This window comes from Aliiroseovarius sp. (assembly GCF_965228805.1).
In the GTDB taxonomy this organism is placed as follows: Bacteria; Pseudomonadota; Alphaproteobacteria; order Rhodobacterales; family Rhodobacteraceae; genus JASBTN01.
Window position 1 is genome coordinate 3,021,122 of sequence record NZ_CBDDIE010000003.1, and the last position, 17,186, is coordinate 3,038,307.

The window sequence follows — 17,186 nt, forward strand, 5'->3', positions numbered from 1 at the left end:
GCAGGATGCGGCCCTTTCCTTATTCAGCGGCATCCGTCGTGCCCTTGTCTCTCGTGGGTTGGCTGTCCGTGTTGTCCGGGGTTGGCTCTTCCGGGGGCGGCGCAGGCTCCGGCAGGGCGGGCGGCTCGGGGTCGCGGCCCAGCAGGGGCAGGCCGTCTTCGTCCCAGATCAACTCGGGGTTCTTGATCTTGCGCGCCTGACGGGTTTGGGCCAGTTCCGCGCGCAGGCGTTTGCCCTCCTTGGTCCAGCTGCCAGCGCGCACGGCCAGCACAGTGCCATAGGCGCCGCGTACCATCCACACGCGCAGGGCCAGCATCGCGGGGGTGAAGACCAGGGTCAGTACGGTCGCGATGCCCAGACCGAAGACCACCGCGGTTGCCAGCTGTTTCCACCACAGCGCGGTCGGGCTGTTGATCGAATAGCCGCCGTTGAAGAAGTCCAGCGACAGGCCGAACATCATCGGCGCAAGCCCCGCCATGGTGGTGATCGTGGTCAGAAGAACGGGGCGGATGCGTGCCTCGGCAGTGCGGGTGATCGCCTCCAGCGAAGGCATGTAACGCGAATAGTCCTGATAGGTGTCGATCAGCACGATATTGTTGTTCACCACGATCCCTGCCAGCGCGACGATCCCGGTCCCGGTCATGATGATCGAGAACGCCTGGCCCATGACCAGCATGCCGACCAGCACCCCGGTGGTGGACAGGACCACCGCCAACAACACCAGCACCGAGTTGTAGAGCGAGTTGAACTGCGCCAGCAGGATGATGAACATCAGGAACAGGGCACCCGCGAAGGCCTGGCCCAGGAAGGCCATGCTTTCCGCCTCTTCCTCGCGGTCGCCGGTCCACTCGTACTCGACACCGGCCGGAAGCACGCCGGATTTTAGCCAGGCATCCAGCGCGTCGATACGCTCGTTGGGGGTGACAGGCACCTGGGTCAGGCTGTCATCCTCGGCAATACGGCCTTCTGCTTCGTCGGCGGAGACGAACTCCTCCTGCCCGTCGGTGGACACCAGTTTGACCATGCCATCCGCCACGCCTGCCTTCACGTCGTGATAGCGGGTCTGGTCGGTGCGGTCGATCTGCGCCAGCGACGGCACCGGCTTGCGGGTGACGAAGTTGGACAGGGGCACCAGCCCCTCGGCCGTGCGCAGTTTCAGCGTATCCAGCGTGGACAGCACCCGATCCTCTTCCGGTAGGCGCACGCGGATCTCGATTTCCTCGTCCGAACTGTCCACCCGCATCGTGTCCAGCAGAAGCCCGGTGGTGACCAGCTGCACCATGCCGCCAACGGTCATGACGTCGGTGCCATAGCGCCCGGCCTTTTCGACATCCACGTCCAGCTCCCAGTCGATGCCGGGCAGGGGCAGGGTGTCCTCGATATTGATCAGGCCCGGCGTGGCCTGAAACTGAGCCTCGGCCAGGCGGGTGGCCTCGCGCAGGGGGCCGAAATCGTCGGATTTCAGGCGCAGGTGCACCGGTTTCGACGACGCAGGCCCCCCCTCCAGCGCCAACACCTCGTAGCGCATGGCGGGGATTTCGGCCAGGCGGCGTTTCAGCTCTTCCAGCACGTAATCGCCGCCATAGGCCGGGTCGATCTGCGTGCGCTGGAACGGGATGATCCCCAGCAGCGGCGCGTCATAGGTCACGCGCGGGCGGTCGCGCCAGGGCACAAGCTCGATCTGCAACTGGCCGATCGTGTCACGCGGGGCGTTCGCGCCGCCGGTGTTCTGGTTCAGCCCGCCTTCGCCCGCGAAGGCAAAGACCGACTGGATCGAGGGCATGCCGTCAGCCACCGCCTCGGCCTGTTTCAGGACCGCGTCCTTTTCATCGAGGCTCAGGTTGCCGCGGGCCAGCACGTAGATGATTGCCTGTTCGGGCTCGCTGTCGGTGAAGAACTCGACACCCTTGTTGTTGGCGCCGTAGTAGCCAAAGGTCGAAAGGACGAAGAACAGCACCCCGCCGATGGTGACCAGAGGCATGATCGGATTGCCCGAGACGATGTGGATCACCCAACCGAACAGCGACCGGCGGTAGCCCGCGCGGATGCGCTTGGGCGGGCGTTCGATCTTGGCTGCGTCCAGCGTGATCGTCAGGGTGACGCAGCCGATCAGGAACAGAAGGGCACCGGGCAGGATTGCCCAACCGCCGGGCAGGGGCATGTCGAACAGATAGCCCGGGTTCAGCATCTGCAGGGCCGAGACATAGACCAGGTAGCCCGCAGGCAGCACCAGTGCCGCGCGAATGATCCAGGGCCAGGGCCGCAGCACGTCGCTGACATGGTGGAACATGCGGCTGATCCGGCCCGAGACACCGCCCATGACGGGCAGGTAGATCAACGCCACCAGCAGCGACGAGGACAGCACGAAGATCAGCGTCTTGGGCAGCCAACCCATGAACTCGCCCGGAATGCCCGGCCAGAACAGCATCGGCAGGAAGGCGCAGAGCGTGGTGGCGGTCGAGCTGACGATCGGCCAGAACATGCGTTTGGCGGCCATGGCGAAGGCGTGCATGGGACCCACGCCCTCCTTCATCTTCTTGTCGGCATATTCGACCACGACGATGGCGCCATCGACCAACATGCCGACGGCGAGGATCAGCCCGAACATGACGATGTTCGACACGGTCACGCCAAGTGCACCGAAGAGCGCGAAGGTCAGCAGGAAGGAGGTCGGGATCGCGAACCCCACCAGCAGGGCGGACCGGATGCCGAGCGAGGCCAGCACGACGATCATCACCAGCGCAATGGCGGTAATGACCGAGCCTTCGAGCTGCTTGACCATGCTGTCGACGATATAGCTCTGGTCGTTCGAGGTGCCGACGCGCACCGCCTGTTTCAATTCGTCAGGCCATTCTTCACGCGCCTGGGCCACGGTCTCGCGCACCAGGGCGGCGGTGTCAATCAGGTTGAACCCCTTGCGCTTGACCACCTGCAGGGCAACGGTGTTTTCGCCGTTAAACCGGGCAGTGCCCGCGCGATCCTCGAAGGTCAGGCGGATGCGGGCCAGGTCGCCCAGGGTCACCACGCTGTCGCCGTTCACCTTCACCGGCAGGTTGTAGATGTCGGTGACATCGTCGAAAGAGGCCGGGATCTTCACCGCATTGGCGCCCTGTTCGGTGCGCACCTCGCCCGCTGCGATCAGTTGGTTGTTGTTCTGCACCACCGAGATCAGCTCGCCTGCCGTGACGTTGTAGGCCTCCAGCTTCAGCGGGTCGATCACCACCTCGAGCATCTCGTCCCGGTGGCCCGCCAGTTCGGCCTTCAGCACCGCGTCGATGCTTTCCAGCCGGTCCTGCAGGTCATTGGCCAGCCGCACCAAGGTGCGTTCGGGCACGGGGCCGGTCAGGTTGACGATGACGATGGGGAATTCCGAGAAGTTGATCTCGGTCACCGTGTAGCCTTCCGCGCCGGTTGGGAAATTCGCCTCGGCCGTGTTCATCGCATCGCGCACGTCGGCGATGACGGCGCTCTTGTCCCAGCCGAAGTCGAACTCCAGCAGGATACCGGCGTAGTTTTCCGCCGCCGTGCCGGTCATGCCGTCGAGCCCGTCCAGGTCCGCCAGCTCCGTTTCCATCGTGCGCACCAGCAGGCGTTCGCTGTCCTGGGCGGAGATACCGGGGAATTGCACCGAGACGAAGAGGGCCGGGATGTCGATATCCGGCTCGCCCTCCTTCGGCAGGCCAACATAGGCTACGATCCCTGCGGTTACCGACAGGATGATGAAGGCGACGACCATGCGGGCACGGTCGCCAGCCCAATCTACGATCCCTCTCATGCGTCAGGCTCCTGCCAGGTCACCGACAGGGGCACCCCTTCGGAGACGTAATCCTGTCCGCGCACGATCACGCCGACCTCGTCGGGCAACCCGCCGACCCAGACGCCGTCCACCGTGTCGCGTAGCAGCTCGATGGCGGCGAAGGCAGTGATGTCGCCATCGCCGACGATGCGCACGCCCAAGGCCCCCTCGTCGTTCAGGGTCAGAGCCGATTGCGGGATCAGGTGGGCATGGCGGCCTTCGGCAGCGATCACGATTTCGGCGGTCTGCCCGTCGCGCAGGGTCAGATCCGGGTTTGCCACTTCGACCTCCACACGGAAGGTGCGAGTGACCGGATCGGCGGCACGCGACAGGAAGGTCACGCGGCCCGCGACTTCCTGACCATTGGCCAGACGCCCCCCGGCCAGAACACCCAGATTGACATTGTCCACGTCCAGCTCCGACACGAAGCCGACCAGTTTCAGCGGATCAAGCTGCACGATGGTGGCGCAGAGCGCCCCGGGCTGCATCAGGCTGCCCAGCTCGGCGGTATCGCTCTCCAGGTGTCCGGCAAACGGGGCAGTGATTTCCAGCCGTTCGATTTCACGGGTTGCGGCGGCGACACCGGCCTGAGCCGATTGGATCGCGGCGGCGGAGCTTGCTTCGCCACTTTCCGCGGCCACCAGACCGGCGCGGGCGGCTTCCACGGCGGCCTTGGCGCTGGCCACGCGAGTTTCCGAGGCAAATCCGCCTTCCGACAGCTTGTCGGCGGCATTGAGGTTGATCAGCGCTTCGTCCAATCGCGCCTGGGCTTCGGCCACGCGCGCGCCGCTCTGCGGGGCGGCGGCTTCGGCTTCTGCCAGACGGGCGCGGGCTTCGGCCAAGGTGGCCTCCCGCGTGCCCGGGTCAAGGCGACACATGATCTGGCCCGCTTCGACGAACATGCCCTTGCGTAGCGGTTCGGAAATGACGAGGCCCGAGGTTTCGGCCATCAGTTCAACCTGCCGCGCAGCTTCCGTGCGCCCGCGCAACAGGACCGCACTGTCGATCTCGCGCGCGGTGGAGCGGAACGCAATCACGGACACGCCAGTGCCCGTTTCGACAGTTGGAGAAGCTTCGGTGGCATCGCTGGCCGCGGTTTCACCGGGTTCAGCCATCTCGGCAGGGGGTGACGTGGCATCTCCACCGGCCGCGAAATTCAGAAGTTGCTCGCGCTGGAATACCAGGAAAAACAGAACGGTGACCACGACCAGGGCGGTCAGAATGGGGACAATGCGCATGGTTCCTCCCGGGCGCAACTTGAAGAGGTATATTTTTGTTTTCCGAGATAGGGTCTTGGGACGCCAAGCACAAGGCGGGTGCGTTTAAGTGCCGACAGCGGGTGACAGGATTGCACCGGCTCTTGGCACCCCCGCTCAATCGGGGTAGAGAGGGGCAAACCATTTGGGAGTAAGCCCGCGTGAGCAATCCGGAAAGTTTCATTGACGAGGTGTCTGAAGAGGTCCGTCGCGACAAGCTCTATGCGGCGATGCGCCGCTATGGCTGGATCGGTGTGGTCGCCGTGGTCGGTATCGTTGGCGGGGCTGCCTATAACGAATGGCAGAAAGCCACGTCGCGCACTGCGGCCGAGGCTTTGGGCGACTCGGTCCTGGCGGCGATTTCGGTCGAAGACCCGGCGGCACGTGCCGAAGCGATTGCCGCTGTTGCGGCAGATGGCGATACGGCGGCGGTTTTGAACCTGCTGTCGGCGGCCGAGGCCGAGGGCGAAGCCGGGCGGCCCACGCTTGAAGCGGTTGCCGCCGATACCACCCTGTCGCGTCTCTATCGTGACCTTGCGGCGCTGAAACTGGTGCTGATGCCCGGCGCGGGCGATGCGGATGCGCGCATTGCCGTGCTGGAGCCGCTGGCCACCGCAGGTGCGCCTTACCGCCTTCTGGCCGAAGAACAGCTGGCACTGGCCTATCTGGACAAGGGCGAGACGCAAGAAGCTCTGGACAGGTTGCAGCAGATTTGGCTGGATGAACAAAGCACGACCGCCCTGCGCCGTCGCGCAAATGAGTTGATTATCGCCCTTGGGGGCACGCCGGACGCGGCCTGACGGTCGATCGGCGCAGAAAAAGACATAGGGGGGCACGGGCCGTGGCGCTGAACAAAACGGTTTCGACGATTATCCTGCTGGGGCTGTTGACGGCGGGGTGCAGCCAGCGTGAAGAGATCTTGCCGGGCAAACGCGAAGCCCTGCGCAGCCCGAACCCTGAGGCTCTGCTGGACGGGGCCGTCGATGCGGGCGAAGCCGAAGACGGCGACGTGACCGAAGACGGCGATGCGCTTGATCAAGCCGCCGCAAATCAGGCATTGCCCATAGAACTGCCTGCGCCCGTCAACCACGCGAACTGGACCCACCCCGGCGGTGATGCAAGCCATGGCGTTGCGCATGCCGCCCTCTCGACCACGCCGCAGGTGGTTTGGAGCACTGGGATCGGTGCCGGCAACAGCCGCCGCAACCGCCTGACTGCCGAACCGGTGGTGCAGGACGGGCGCATCTTTACCCTCGACAGCCGCTCGACCGTCGCCGCCGTATCCGCCGAAACCGGTGCTGTGCTGTGGCAGGCGGGGCTTGCCCCGTCGATCGAGGGATCGGATGACGCCACCGGTGGCGGTCTGGCCGTCGGCTCCGGTATCCTGGCCGTGACCACGGGTTTTGGCGAACTCAGCGCCCTGGACCCCGAAACCGGAGACGTGCTGTGGCAACAGAAGCTTGAAGCTCCGGTCAGCGGTGCACCTGCCGTGGCTGACGGCATCGTTTATGTTGGCGGTCGTGATAACCGCGCCTGGGGTGTCGATGCCACCAATGGCAGGGTTAAATGGCAATTGTCGAACAATCCGGAAATCACCGGTGTGCTGGGCTCCGGCAGTCCGGCGTTGACCGACCGGCTGGCCCTGTTCCCCTTCGCCTCGGGCGAGGTCATGGCGGCGCTGCGCAAGTCCGGCGTGCGGGTCTGGTCGGGTGTGGTCAGCGGCGAACGCAGCGGCCGCGCCTATACCGGTGTGCGCGACTTCTCGGGCGTTCCGGTGGTGGCGGACGGCGTGATCTATGCAGGGACGACCTCGGGCCGCCTGGGGGCGATGTCAACCGGTGGCGAGCGCATCTGGACGGCGCGTGAAGGCGCTGCGGATGCGGTCAGCGTGGCCGGCGGTTCGGTTTTTGTCGTCTCGGATCAGGCCGAGCTTCTGCGTCTGGACGCCGAAACCGGCGAGCGCATCTGGGGTGTGCCGCTGCCTTACTACACCAAGGAGCGACAGCGCCGTCGCAAGGGCATTTTCGCCAACTATGGCCCGGTTCTGGCCGGTGGTCGGCTCTGGGTCGGCTCCTCGGACGGCACCCTGCGCGGCTTTGATCCGGTGGACGGCAGCGAAGTGGCCCAGGTGGCGATCCCTGGCGGTGCGGCCTCGCGTCTGTTGGTCGTGAACGGCACTGCATACCTGCTTTCCGGCAAGGGGCAACTTCTGGCTTTGCGTTAAGACGAATTCCCGTGTATGCGGGGCGCTTGATGTGACCCGGAGCCTGTCATGAGCTTTACTCTCGCCATCGTGGGGCGCCCGAATGTGGGCAAATCCACCCTGTTCAACCGCCTCGTGGGCAAACGCCTGGCGCTGGTCGACGACCAGCCCGGTGTGACGCGTGACCTGCGCGAGGGCGAGGCGAAGCTGGGCGACCTGCGCTTTACCGTGATCGATACGGCGGGGCTGGAAGAGGCCACCGACGAAAGCCTGCAGGGCCGCATGCGCCGCCTGACCGAACGTGCGGTGGAAATGGCCGATGCCTGCCTGTTCATGATGGACGCGCGCGCAGGTCTGATGCCCGCCGACGAGGTCTTTGCTGACATCCTGCGCCGCAAGAACGCCCATGTAATCCTGGCCGCCAACAAATCCGAGGGCAAGGCGGGCGACGCGGGCTATTACGATGCCTTCTCGCTGGGCCTGGGCGAACCCATTCGCCTGTCCGCCGAACATGGCGAGGGCCTGGGCGAGCTGATGACCGCGCTGGAGCCCATCGCCGAAGAGTTCGAGGCCCGTGCCGAGGAAACCGCCCCGGTCACCGATGTAGAGATCCCCGAAGGTGAAGACGACGATGAGGCCCCGGCCTATGTCGCCCCGACGGCGGCGAAACCGCTGCAGGTGGCGGTGATTGGTCGCCCGAACGCGGGCAAGTCCACCCTGATCAACAAGCTCATCGGCGAAGATCGCCTGCTGACCGGGCCAGAGGCCGGGATCACCCGCGATTCGATTTCCCTGCGCTTTGACTGGGGCGGTGTGCCGACGCGCATTTTCGACACTGCGGGCATGCGCAAGAAGGCCAAGGTGCAGGAGAAGGTTGAAAAGCTTTCGGTTGCCGACGGTCTTCGCGCGGTGAAATTTGCCGAGGTCGTGGTGGTGCTGCTGGACGCGGCCATTCCCTTCGAACAGCAGGACCTGCGCATCGCCGATCTCGCCGAACGCGAAGGCCGCGCGGTGGTGATCGCGGTGAACAAATGGGACGTGGAGCCCGAGAAACAAGCCAAGCTCAAGGGGCTCAAGGAAGCGTTCAACCGTCTGCTGCCGCAGCTGCGGGGGGCGCCGCTGGTCACGATCTCGGCCAAGACTGGCAAGGGTATGGACCGGCTGCAGGCCGCCGTGATGCGTGCGCATGAGACTTGGAACCGCCGCGTCAGCACCGCGCGCTTGAACCGCTGGCTGACGGAAATGTTGCAACAGCACCCGCCCCCCGCACCGGGCGGCCGCCGGATCAAGTTGCGCTACATGACCCAGGTTAAGACCCGCCCGCCCGGGTTCGTCGTCATGTGTTCCCACCCGGACAAGTTGCCGGACAGCTATTCGCGCTACCTGATCAACGGACTGCGCGAGGATTTCGACATGCCGGGCACGCCCATTCGCCTGACCATGCGCGGGCAGGGGGATCAGAACCCTTACAAGAACAAGAAGAAATCCACGCCCTCGCGCCTGCGCAAGCACCTGGGCAAGGGCCGCGCGGACGAGAAATGATCACGACATGAAAAAGGCCGCCCCACCGGGCGGCCTTCGTCGTTTCCGGGTGTCTCCGGGTCAGTTCAGATATGGCAACGGGTCGACCGAGGTCGTGCCTTCGCGCACCTGGAAATGCAGGAAGGCGGGCGAGCCTGCGCGCACTTCGGCCAGCTTGTCGCCGCGCTTGACCCGGTCGCCCTTTTCCACCGCGATGCCGTCGATATTTGCATAGACGGTCAGTACGTTGTTTGGGTGGCGCACGACCAGGATCGGCACCTGGTCGGTGTCGCGGGTGATCGCGGCCACGGTGCCGTCGGCGGCGGCGCGCACGGCGCTGCCCGCGCTGGCGGCGATGTCGATCCCATCTGTACGCCCTTTTTCAAACGGCCGGGTGATGCGCCCGTCCACCGGCATGGCCATGCGGGCGCTCGAGGCTGTCGTGCGGTCCTCGCCCAGGTCCGGGCTGTCCGGCGCCTCGGTGGTGGCCGACGGGGTTTCATCCGGCAGCGGGGTCGCGGCCGAGGGCGGCGTGGGCGTCGGGCTGCCTTCGCCCGGGTCGGTCACACGGGCCTCGCGCACCGGTTCCTCGGTCACCGGCGGGATCAGCAGGTACTGGCCCTCGCGCACGGTCAGCGCTGCGCCCAGACCGTTCCAGTCGGCAAGGGCACGGACAGACACGCCATAGAGACGTGCGATGGAATAGGCGGTCTCGCCCCGGGCGACCTGGTGGCGCACCGGTTCTTCGCCTGTTGGCGCATCGCTGCGGCCCGCTGTGCCGCCGGTATCGGCGCGGTCGATTGCGTCACCAGCCAGGGTGGTGATGTCGATGTCGTCTGACGGGCGGATCACCCCGGTTGACGGTTCGGCCACGCGGCGGGGCAGGGCGACCAGCTCGCCGTCCCGCAGAGGGGCCTCGGCGGGCAGGCCGTTGAACCGTGCCAGTTCAGCAGCGGGCAGGCCGATGCGGCTTGCCAGTGTTGTGACCGTGTCTCCACGGCGCGCCACGGCGACCTGGTAATTCGGATAGGAGATGATGCCCCGCGCATCCGGGTCAGGCCGGGGCGCGGTGGCCGCCCGGGCCGCGCCCGAGGTGTCGAACCCGCCGCCGAAACGGCGCAGGTCCATGTCGAAATTCGTGTCACAGGCCGTCAGCAGCATCAGGCCGCCGCCCAGCAGAACGGTTTTCAGGGAAGGTTTCGGCAGCGATGCCATTGCTCGGTCCTCATGATCAGGCCCCTTGTTGTCCGTCTTATGCGGGGCTTTCATACTTTGTATTCTCGCCGGTTACTCCTGCCCCAACCCTTCCAGAAGGGGCACGAACCGCACCGGCAGCAGTTCTTCGTAGTCGTATCCCGTGTCGTGGCGCGTGACCTTGATCAGGCTTTGCACCGCGTCCGACTGGCCCACCGGCAGCACCATGATACCGCCAACGGCGAGCTGGGCCAAGAGGGGGCCGGGCGGGTCTTCGGCCGCCGCGGTGACCAGGATCTTGTCAAACGGCGCCTGGTCCGGCAGGCCGCGCGTGCCGTCCGAGGTCATGGCGGTGATATTGTGCAGATCGAGCGCTTCGAAATGCACCCGCGCCTCGCGCACCAGGCGGCGGTAGCGATCCACCGTGTAAACCCGGCGTGCCAGCTTGGCGAGGATCGCGGCCTGGTAGCCGGAGCCGGTGCCGATCTCCAGCACCTTGTCGCGGGGCTGGAGCTTCAGCGCCTGGGTCATGATGCCCACGACCGAAGGCTGGCTGATGGTCTGGCCGCAGGCGATGGGCAGCGGCATGTCCTCGTAGGCGCGTTCGGAAAACAGCCCCTTGATGAAGGGTGCGCGGTCGACTTCCTCCATCGCGGTCAGGACACGCGGGTCGGTCACCCCATGCGAGCGCAGGGCAAAAAGGAACTGCATCTTGCGTTCCGCATCCGCCCCAGGGTTCATCATTCGAACAGCCCTCCGAGCTTGCTCACCACGTCATGGGCGGTCAGATCCGCGCGCATCGGCGTGACCGAAGCATAGCCCTCCAGGTTCGCTGTTGCATCGGTTCCGGGCGTGCAGGCGCCATGCTGCGGCCCCCCCTTGATCCACAGGAACTTGCGTCCCGAGGGGGATTTATGTGGTTCGACCGAAAAGAAGGTGCCTTCGCGCCGACCTTGAGCGACCAGGCGCGTCCCCTTGACCTCGGCGGCGGGCAGGGGCGGGAAGTTCACGTTATAAAACAGCCGGTAATCGGCACCGTGGTCCCAAGGGGCCTGATCGAGTAGGCGGCGCACGATGGTGGCGCCATGGGTGGCGGCGGCCTCGAACGGGTCGTCGGCATCCACGTTGGCGGGACCGTAGTATTGCGACAGGGCCACGGCGGGAATGTCCTGGAGTGCGGCTTCCATCGCCGCGCCGATGGTGCCGGAGTAAAGCGTGTTCTCGGCCGCGTTGTTGCCCCGGTTCACGCCCGAGATCACCAGGTCCGGGCGTTCGGGCATCACGTCATAAAGCGCGGTCAGCACGCAATCGGCCGGGCTGCCCTCGGCGGCAAAGCGGCGCTCGCCCAGCTGGGCGACCATGAACGGATGCGTATAGCTGATGCAATGGCCGACGCCGGATTGCTCAAAGGCGGGGGCAACGGTCCAGACCTCGCCATCGGGGCCCGCGATCTCTTCGGCGATGGCCTGGGCGACCTTCAGCCCGGGGGCGTTGATGCCGTCGTCATTGGTGATGAGAATGCGCATGGGATGACCCCGTTCTGTCTCTGCTCGCCTACCTCAATAGGCGAGCGCGGGGCGGGCGGCAAGCGTTGCGAGACGGCCAGGCTGCGACACCCGCGCCCATCTGTCGGAACCGGTGGGGGAGGTCCGCCTTTTGCCCTCGGGCAAAAGGCGCCACGCCCAAGGCGCGACAAGCCTCGCAGAGGCGCAGGCCGCGGCGCGGGAGCCCGCTGGACGGGCAAAATTATTGCAATAATTTTCGGTGGCGCGGCGATGGCACGGCCCTGGGGGGCCGTGCGTGGCGCGATGGCCTCAGATCAACCCGGCGTCGCCCAGGATGCGTTTGGCCTCGTCCTGGGCCGAGGCGAGCTGGTTGCGGTCCTCGCCCGGGAAGAAACGGGTGCGCATGACGGTGGCGAGCGGCTTGGGCTCGGCGACGATCACGCGCGGACCGATCTTGGCGTTTTCGGCGGCCCAGCTCTTCACCATCGCCACCTGCGCTGCCTTGGTCGCGCCGTAGCCTGCAAAGAACTTCTGTCCCGCACGGTCATCGGCAAAGAACAGTGCGGTGCCGGTATCATCCATCAGCGCGTCGACCATAAGGATCAGGTTGCGCGTGGCCTCGACATTGGTGGTCCAGGCCCGGTTCCAGCCCTTGTCATCCAGCGAGGGGGTCGGCATCAGCGCAGGGCCGTAGATCGCCGTATGGGCCCAGATGTCCACACCGCCCCAGCGGTCATGCACCGATCGGCACAGATGCGCCATCGCGCCCTTGTCGGTCACATCCATCGGCGCCAAGGTCGCCTGTCCGCCCGCGGCCTGGATCTTGTCATCCAGCTCTTCCAGCGCGCCGGTGGTGCGACCCACAGCGATGATGTGATGGGTTGGGGCAAGTGCCAGCGCCAGGGCGGCGCCCAGGCCGCGCGAGGCGCCGGTGATGAGGGCGGGTTTGCGGGTGTCATCGGTCATGGGGGCGGTTTGGGCCAGAAGCGCTGGGGCGTCAAGCGTGAAGGTGTCGCGCTTGGTGGGGCAAGAGGTCAGCTGCCCGGAAGGATCATCTCCTGCACCTGGCTGCCCTTGGCCAGCAGGAGCCGCCCGACCTCGATCGCCTGGATCTTGCCGCCCTCCAGCCGGTCGCCGACTTCCAGGCTTTGCACCCGGCCCCCGGCCATGCGCACGAGCGCGCGCATCTCGCCATTGGCACCGGCGGTGCCGATCAGCATCGCGCGCGACCGTTTCAGTGCGGCGTTCTGCGTGGCTTCATCCTTGACGATCTGCGGCGTGTCGGTCGTGCCCATGGGGCTCTCCATTCCAGTGGCTGGAACCGGGCATCTGGGGAGGGGTAGGGCGAATTGGAAGACAGACGCGGGCGCTGTGCGGGGTGTCGGCGGGATTTTGCCGCATTGCAGCATTGTTTTGGCAAGACCTCGCCGGGTCTTGTTTTATTGGACAATCACGGCGCGAGGGGCGGCGAAGGGGCTCGCCGTGTCACAGCTTGTCGAGGAATGAAAGCTGATATTTGTGGGGCTTTCGCTTCCGCACACCCGGTTTGGGTTCGGCTTGTTTAATAAATTCGGTTGGAGCCGTCATTTTGCAGCCAGTTGGCAGAAGGTCTAGGGGCGTCTACTGTCCGCCTGAATGGCATAAGAACTCGACTAACAAGGGGTCGGAAATGGGATATGCGCTTACCACGCGACATTACAATGCGCTCGAGAAGCTTCGCGAGGAATGTGACTATGAGGATTCTCGAACCCTAAGCAGAGAGAATTATGTCTGCCGCAACACGCTGTCGCCAGACATTGGTGAAAAGACACTCTCAGACCTCGAAGGTTGGGAGTTGATTGTGGCCGGCACTGTCGCGTGGTCTGGAAATCTGGGTTATCGCATCACCGACCTTGGGTGTCGCGAGTTAGAGGCACGGCCGTCGAAGAGGCGCAGCTCGAAACCCAACCGAACGCTGCGCCAGGCCCCTCCGCGACTAGAAACGCTAAAGGGACGGCTGGAGCGCTAGAACGGAAGGAGGCAGGCGTCGCCACCCGCCTCGTCTTCATCAGGTGAGACTATTCCGCCGCCGCCATCTTGAAGCCCTTGTTCAACATGTCCGCCGGCGCCACCGGATATTCGCCCGAGAAACAGGCGTCGCAGTACTGCGGGCATTCGCTGTCGCGGCCCTGGGCCTCGCCCACGGCGCGGTAGAGCCCGTCGAGCGAGATGAACTTGAGGCTGTCCACCGCCAGGTGGTCGCGCATCTCGTCCTCCGTCATGGTGGCGGCCAGCAGTTTCTCGCGCTGGGGTGTGTCGACACCGTAGAAACAGGGCCAGGCTGTGGGCGGGGAGGCAATGCGGAAATGCACCTCCTTGGCGCCAGCGTCCAAGATCATGTCCTTGATCTTGCGGCTCGTGGTGCCGCGCACCACGGAATCATCGACCAGGATCACGCGTTTGCCCTGGATCAGCGCCCGGTTCACGTTCAGCTTCAGACGAACGCCCATGTTGCGGATGTGCTCGGTCGGTTCGATGAAGGTGCGGCCCATGTATTGGTTGCGGATGATGCCCATCGCATAGGGGATGCCGCTTTCCTGGCTGTAACCGATCGCCGAGGCGACGCCGCTGTCCGGCACGGGGCAGACCAGGTCGGCGTCCACCGGGGCTTCGCGGGCCAGTTCCACGCCGATCTGGCGGCGGGTTTCATAGACCGACCGCCCGCCAATGATCGAGTCGGGGCGCGAGAAATAGACATGTTCGAAGATGCAGAAGCGCGAGGGCTGCGGGCGGAACGGGTAATGGCTTTCGACGCCATCTTCGGTGATCACGACCATTTCACCCGGTTCGATCTCGCGGATGAACTTGGCGCCGATGATGTCCAGCGCACAGGTTTCCGAGCTCAGCACCCAGCCTTCGCCCAGCTGGCCCAGCACCAGCGGGCGCACGCCCAGCGGGTCGCGCACGCCCATCAGCTTGGTGCGGGTCATGGCGACGACCGAAAACGCGCCTTCGACGCGGCGCAGGGCGTCTTCCATGCGTTCGGGGATGTTGCGTTGCAGCGAGCGTGCCATCAGGTGGATGATGCATTCGCTGTCCGACGAGCTCTGGAAGATCGAGCCGCGCTCGATCAACTCCTTGCGCAGGGCTTCGGCGTTGGTGATGTTGCCGTTATGGGCAATCGCAGCGCCGCCCATGGAAAACTCGCCAAAGAAGGGCTGCACGTCGCGGATGACGGCGCCCTTGGACCCGGCGGTGGAGTAGCGCACATGGCCGATGGCCAGCGGCCCCGGCAGGGTCTTCATCAGGCTTTCCGAGGTGAAGTTGTCGCGCACGTAGCCGAAGCGGCGGGCGGAGTTGAACCCGTGTTCCGGGTCATGCACGACGATGCCGCCGGCCTCTTGGCCGCGGTGTTGCAGCGCGTGCAACCCGAGGGCTACGAAGTTTGCCGCATCGGCCAAGCCGATCACGCCGAAAACGCCGCACTCCTCTTTCAGTTTATCATCATCGAAAGGGTGAGCGGGGGGCATGGCAGGCAGCATGGGCAGCGGCTCCGAATCCGTGGTCGTGGATGCCCCCCTCTTAGAGGGTCGCGCACCCGCTGTCACCAATCATCCGTGCGAATGTGAATGCTTTGTGACGGTCCGGGGGGACGTTGGGGGCAAGGAGTCGCCGCCCGGCTGCGTGCTTTGGGGAAGTTGGGGCGGTAACGATCCACCCAGGGTTTACGCGGGGCGATCCTGCCGCCCCGCTGAGTCACTCAGCCTGACGGGCAATCAGCCCTCGCAATGGGCAACCAGAGTGTTGAACCGCTCCAGGATCCAGCCCGGCGCGTCGCTGGGGATCTGGTCGTTGATCCGGTCCTGCATGCGCGAGAAGACCTTGGCGGTGCGGCTGTTATCGACCATGTCGATCGTGTCGGCGGTCACCACGCGGTCATAGATCACAAGGGCAATCGCCACCAGAAGCACGCCGCGCAGCACGCCGAAGAGGAAGCCCAGACCCTGGTCCAGACCGCCCAGGGCCGAGCGTTGCACGACCGAGGAAAACAACGGCGTGAAAAGCGACACGACCACCAGCGACAGGGCCAGAACGCCCGCGAAGGCCACCAGCAGGGTCAGCTCGCAGCTATCGGCAAAGAACTCGTTCACCACCGGGATTTCCTTGACCAGCGGCGCGGCGGCCGGAGCAAAGACATAGGCCAGGATGGCGGCGGCGATCCAGCCGGCGATCGACATGCCCTCGCGCACGAAGCCGCGCGAATAGGCCAGGATGGCCGAGATGAGGATGACACCGGCAACGACGCCGTCGATGATCGTGAACGCTTCCATGTATCTTCCTCTCGGGCCTTTCCCGTTGCGGACCGGTCACCCGGCCCCGAAAATCTCGCCGACAAAACCAGCCAAATCCGGCATTTTTTGGACGCTCAGGCCCGGCTTGTCCCCAATCTTGCTGCGCGCTGGCGCTATGGCAGAGGAAAAACCAAGTTTTTGCGCCTCTTTCAAGCGGTTTTCGGTCTGGCCCACCGGACGCAGGGCGCCGGAGAGGCTGATTTCGCCGAAAACAACCGTATCCTTGGGCAGGGCCGCGTCCTCGCGCGCCGACAGAAGCGCGGCGGCAACCGCCAGGTCCGCGGCAGGTTCCGAGATTTTCATCCCGCCCGCCACGTTCAGGTAGACATCGAGCCCGGCGAAGGGAATGCCGCAGCGCGCTTCCAGCACCGCCAGGATCATCGCCAGGCGCCCGCTGTCCCAGCCCAGCACCGAGCGGCGCGGTTGCGAATGCGGGGAGGGGGCGACAAGGGCTTGGAGTTCGACCAGAACGGGCCGCGTGCCCTCGATCCCGGCGAAGACGACCGATCCGGGCGCCGGTTCCTCGCGGTCCGACAGGAACAGGGCCGAGGGGTTGGCGACCTCGGACAGGCCCCGTCCGGTCATCTCGAACACACCGATTTCATCCGCCGGGCCAAAGCGGTTCTTGACCGCGCGCAGGATGCGGAACTGGTGGCCGCGCTCGCCCTCGAAATAGAGCACCGTATCGACCATGTGTTCGACGACGCGAGGCCCGGCGATCTGGCCATCCTTGGTGACGTGGCCCACCATGATCACGGCGATCCCCTTGCGTTTCGCGAAGGTGGTCAGCTCATGCGCGGCAGACCGCACCTGGCTGACCGACCCGGGGGCGGAATCCACGTTGTCCGCCCACATGGTCTGGATCGAATCGATGATCACCAGGTCGGGGTTTTCTGCCTCCAACGTGGTCAAGATGTCGCGCAGGTTGGTCTCGCAGGCCAGTTGCACGGGGGCCTGTTGCAGCCCCAGCCGCTGCGCCCGCATGCGCACCTGGGCGGTGGCTTCCTCACCCGAGATATAGAAGGTTTTCAATCCCTTGTGGGCAAACTGTGCGGCGGCCTGCAAGAGCAGCGTCGATTTGCCGATGCCCGGATCGCCGCCCACCAGGATGGCCGAGGAAGGCACCAACCCGCCGCCCAGCACCCGGTCGAGTTCATCCACGCCTGCCATGGTGCGCGGCGGCGGGGTTTCCTCGGTGGCCAGGTCCGTCAGCGCCAATCGCGACCCGCGCTTGTTGCCCAGGGACTTCGACGAGGGGCCTGCCGACAGCGGTGCCTCTTCGACGATGGAGTTCCATTCGCCACAGGCGTCACAGCGCCCGGACCACTTGGAATGGGAGGCGCCGCAGGCGCTGCAGGTGAAGGAATTGCTCTTTGCCAT

Annotated in this window: 13 protein-coding genes; 3 read left to right on the top strand and 10 right to left on the bottom strand. The window is 65.3% G+C overall.

The annotated features are described in order from the left end of the window. Positions 1-19: 19 nt before the first annotated feature. Both ACO07D_RS15925 and ACO07D_RS15930 read right to left on the bottom strand, forming a co-directional pair. The gene (locus ACO07D_RS15925) at positions 20-3,775 is read right to left on the bottom strand and encodes an efflux RND transporter permease subunit (RefSeq protein ID WP_421703923.1); all 3,756 of its coding nucleotides are present in this window, start codon (positions 3,773-3,775) and stop codon (positions 20-22) included. Then, a complete protein-coding gene (locus ACO07D_RS15930; RefSeq protein WP_421703924.1) occupies positions 3,772-5,034 on the bottom strand; it encodes an efflux RND transporter periplasmic adaptor subunit in 1,263 nt (420 codons plus the stop codon). Before ACO07D_RS15930 ends, ACO07D_RS15925 begins: the two co-directional genes overlap by 4 nt. A 179-nt stretch (positions 5,035-5,213) precedes the next feature. Between ACO07D_RS15930 and ACO07D_RS15935 the strand changes: the two genes are divergently transcribed. From ACO07D_RS15935 to der, 3 genes are read left to right on the top strand one after another with little or no spacing between them, the layout of a single operon-like run. After that, positions 5,214-5,852 (top strand): hypothetical protein, encoded by a 639-nt coding sequence (locus tag ACO07D_RS15935; RefSeq protein ID WP_421703925.1) that lies wholly within the window; start codon positions 5,214-5,216, stop codon positions 5,850-5,852. Between the two features lie 41 nt (positions 5,853-5,893). After that, positions 5,894-7,276, top strand: a complete 1,383-nt coding sequence (locus ACO07D_RS15940; RefSeq protein ID WP_421703926.1) for a PQQ-binding-like beta-propeller repeat protein — start codon at positions 5,894-5,896, stop codon at positions 7,274-7,276. 48 nt (positions 7,277-7,324) lie between these two features. Then, on the top strand, positions 7,325-8,797 hold the full coding sequence (der, locus tag ACO07D_RS15945; RefSeq protein WP_421703927.1) for a ribosome biogenesis GTPase Der: 1,473 nt from the start codon (positions 7,325-7,327) through the stop codon (positions 8,795-8,797). 60 nt (positions 8,798-8,857) lie between these two features. Here der and ACO07D_RS15950 read toward each other — a convergent pair whose 3' ends face one another. The 8 genes from ACO07D_RS15950 to radA form a co-directional block, all read right to left on the bottom strand. Continuing rightward, a complete protein-coding gene (locus ACO07D_RS15950; protein ID WP_421703928.1) occupies positions 8,858-9,991 on the bottom strand; it encodes a peptidoglycan DD-metalloendopeptidase family protein in 1,134 nt (377 codons plus the stop codon). Between the two features lie 72 nt (positions 9,992-10,063). Continuing rightward, on the bottom strand, positions 10,064-10,711 hold the full coding sequence (locus ACO07D_RS15955; RefSeq protein ID WP_421705050.1) for a protein-L-isoaspartate(D-aspartate) O-methyltransferase: 648 nt from the start codon (positions 10,709-10,711) through the stop codon (positions 10,064-10,066). Then, positions 10,711-11,496, bottom strand: a complete 786-nt coding sequence (surE, locus tag ACO07D_RS15960) for a 5'/3'-nucleotidase SurE (protein WP_421703929.1) — start codon at positions 11,494-11,496, stop codon at positions 10,711-10,713. The genes ACO07D_RS15955 and surE overlap by 1 nt, the downstream gene beginning before the upstream one ends. Before the next feature lie 288 nt (positions 11,497-11,784). Beyond that, positions 11,785-12,441 (bottom strand): SDR family NAD(P)-dependent oxidoreductase, encoded by a 657-nt coding sequence (locus ACO07D_RS15965; RefSeq protein ID WP_421703930.1) that lies wholly within the window; start codon positions 12,439-12,441, stop codon positions 11,785-11,787. 68 nt (positions 12,442-12,509) lie between these two features. Next, a complete protein-coding gene (locus ACO07D_RS15970) occupies positions 12,510-12,770 on the bottom strand; it encodes a hypothetical protein (RefSeq protein WP_421703931.1) in 261 nt (86 codons plus the stop codon). Between the two features lie 762 nt (positions 12,771-13,532). Continuing rightward, a complete protein-coding gene (gene purF, locus ACO07D_RS15975; protein ID WP_421705051.1) occupies positions 13,533-14,984 on the bottom strand; it encodes an amidophosphoribosyltransferase in 1,452 nt (483 codons plus the stop codon). A gap of 246 nt (positions 14,985-15,230) precedes the next feature. Then, positions 15,231-15,785, bottom strand: a complete 555-nt coding sequence (locus tag ACO07D_RS15980; protein WP_421703932.1) for a CvpA family protein — start codon at positions 15,783-15,785, stop codon at positions 15,231-15,233. 36 nt (positions 15,786-15,821) lie between these two features. Then, complete coding sequence (radA, locus tag ACO07D_RS15985; protein WP_421703933.1) at positions 15,822-17,186, bottom strand: DNA repair protein RadA; 1,365 nt, start codon at positions 17,184-17,186, stop codon at positions 15,822-15,824.